Origin of the sequence: Nakamurella sp. UYEF19 (assembly GCF_040546275.1) — a bacterium.
Taxonomy (GTDB): Bacteria; Actinomycetota; Actinomycetes; order Mycobacteriales; family Nakamurellaceae; genus Nakamurella.
Map to the genome: position 1 here is coordinate 1 of NZ_JBEPNO010000060.1, position 2,740 is coordinate 2,740.

Annotated in this window: 2 protein-coding genes; one reads left to right on the top strand and one right to left on the bottom strand. The window is 59.5% G+C overall.

Going from position 1 to position 2,740, the window contains the following annotated elements:
• Positions 1–265 precede the first annotated feature (265 nt).
• On the top strand, positions 266–2,080 hold the full coding sequence (locus ABIB25_RS29070; RefSeq protein ID WP_354531995.1) for an FtsX-like permease family protein: 1,815 nt from the start codon (positions 266–268) through the stop codon (positions 2,078–2,080).
• A 207-nt stretch (positions 2,081–2,287) separates the two neighbouring features.
• Here the strand turns inward: ABIB25_RS29070 and ABIB25_RS29075 are convergent.
• Positions 2,288–2,740 (bottom strand): DUF6262 family protein (locus tag ABIB25_RS29075; protein WP_354531996.1); only part of this gene is annotated, 453 nt, incomplete at its 5' end.

The following is a 2,740-nucleotide window of genomic DNA, read 5'->3' on the forward strand; positions in this document are numbered from 1 at the left end:
GGGCGCTTTGACGAACCCGCGTTGGGGCTCAACCCCGCGACACCACCAGATCTATCGCGCAGAGGGAAGGGCCAGCATCTCAAGAAAGATCGAGGCTAGTGATACTCGCGGAGCACTCCTTATTGCGGATCCATTAGTCGTAGGCGACGCCGGCCCGAGCGCTTCCACGGTCGCGGTCTCAAGTTTTGGCCTCAGCTGGTACATAAGTGGTGATTCCGGCGTGTACAGAAGAGTACTGGACGCGGCAACTGCTCGTGGGTGGTCGATGCTAGATCGATATCAGGCTTCGGCAGCACCTGATCGTGTTCGTGACACTGTCTTCAACCTGCTGCTGCCAGCGCTCACCCTGGCACTAGCATTTTCGGCTATTGTCGCCGGCGCCGGGTTCTCCATGATGGCAACGTCGGTGCGCCGGGAGATCGGACTTTTGCGCACACTTGGCGCGGGTGCGGCCATCTCCGCTTGGCTCCTCGTGTTCAACGGTGCCTTAGTGGGCCTTGGTGCGGGCGCGCTCGGCGTCGTCCTTGGCATTGGATTGGGCTGGTTGGCGACGTCTCCAGTGGCAGGATGGTTTGGTCAGATCTGGCCAGGGTTCTCTCTGAGCCCTGGCCTTCTGGCCGCGGGCTTGCTGCTTGCAATTCTTGCGGGAGTTCTAGCATCGTTGCTGTCCGGACGCCATGCGCTCCGTGGCGAGCCGCTCGCCCTCTACCGCGCGGCGCCCCTCCACCTCGTTACCGACCAATCCAGGTCCGCACGGAGCTGGCTAGTCTTGAGTCTTTCGATAGCACTGGTCACTCTATTTGCTCTATATTCGACCAAGGCGACATTCCTGATACCGTGGTCGGCCCTGCTGTTGATCGTGGCGATGACGGCCGCGGTTCGCGCTACCCTTCCTTGGATGGCCTCTAAAATCGGCAACAAGAGCGTCACCGCCCGCCTCGCTTGGCGTTCGATGCTGATTGCGCCAACGCGCATCACTTCTCAGGTAACGATCGTCGGTTCCGTTGTTCTTATAGCGGGGATGGTGTGCGTACTGTTCGGCGGGTTGACGCAGAAAATGGTGGACAACAGGGGCGCAATTCTTCCCGCTGGCGACGTTTCGTTGACAGTTTCTGAGAGCTACACTCCAGCTTTGGTGGAACGCATCGGACAGGAGCTTGACCGGCCGAGTTTGACCATCAGTTACGCGCAGTGGGTCGGCGGAAGCCCTGTGCTGCCATCAGTGGCCGACCTGACGTGTTTACCGGATCCGAATGGTGGAGACTGCGTTCCCCTGGGCCATGTCAGAAGCGAGATACAAGTTGCTGGGAGAACTTGTCAGGCGGATCTCCAGATGCTCCTTGGCCGGCAGCTTACAAAGAACGAGACGGCAACCTGGGCTGCAGGGGGCGCCATCGTTCTCGCGTCTGTGGGAGGGGTCACCGGCAGAATGAATGCGATCGATGCTGAGAGCGGTGAGAGTACTGCAGTCTTTCCTGTAGTGACAACCGCCACGATAGGTTCGTTCACCGGCTCCGAGATTCCGAACGTCTTGTTTTCTCAGGATTTCAAAGGTAAGGTCGTCGATTCATCAACAAGAATCGTCATCTATTCATCGGCAGCAGGTTTGCTTCCTACGGAGCAGCAGTTCGCGCGAGCGCTTGGGGTAGTTGAGGCGATGACCGGGAGTGACGCTCAGCTCTTTGAGGACAAAGGTGCACCCGCAGCCCAGGCCATAAGGTATATCTACGCGGGAGCGCTTCTAGTAATGTTGTTGTTGGCGGTCTCGATCATCGTCCTATTGGCCAGTATTAATCGTGTCGAGATCGCCGGTGAATTGGCGGTTCTTGCGCGGATGGGCGGCCCGGTCATCCTGCGACGGAGAATCGGTGGCATGACAGGTGCGTTTGCGGCCTCCCTAGGTGTTGTGTGCGGAATCGTGGCCATGCTCTTAGTGGCTTGGCCCCTTGCAAGTTCGGCGGAAATCCAAATACTTTTGTCACCATTGTTTTTCCTGCTCGCAACTTGCCTGGTCCTAGTCGCCGTGTCCGCGCTGGCTGGGTTTTGGCTCGCACCGAAGTCCGCCGAAGACTTTTCGTGACAGTAGCGATTGGTGAACGGGCATTTTGGCTTAGCATTCGATACCAGCAGGTACTTGCGGCCTGCTAACCTACGCCACCAATACCAACGGCAGCCGTGAACTTTCCGTCCGGTGATGGCCGGCCAGTTTCTTGGACCTTCGACTCAGGCCACAACCCGGTGGTCCGAAGCTCCGAAGATTGCCGCAGGAGTCAGTGTTTCCGCATGATCAACCTCGTCGCAGGGCAGTGAGATCGCCCAGCAGGCGGGCATTCTCTGATCGGAGGATCTCGTTTTCGGTCCGTAGCCGTCGCAGCGCCGTGCTGGCCACAGCCAACTTGACCACCGAGGATGCGTCAGACCGGCCTGACGGGGTGGTGGCGGGTCGCCGGCTCTCCGGGGCAGCGGTTTTGCGGTGCTGGATGATCTGGCGGCGGATGTCGCTGTTTGCGTAGAGGAAGTCCTTGGAGACCGAAGCTTCCGCCGCGACGGTGTTGAAGTTGATGGGTCGACCCTTGGTGTGCAATGCGATCAGGGCCCGCTGCGCTTTGGCGGTGGCGTCGTCCGACTTTCGCTGGGCGGCCTGTTGTCGCCTGCCATCGTGAAGGGACCACCTGCGGCGATTTTCTGCCAACGGCATGGGACCGCCGTTCTGCCAGTTGTAGGACCACCCGGCGTGTCC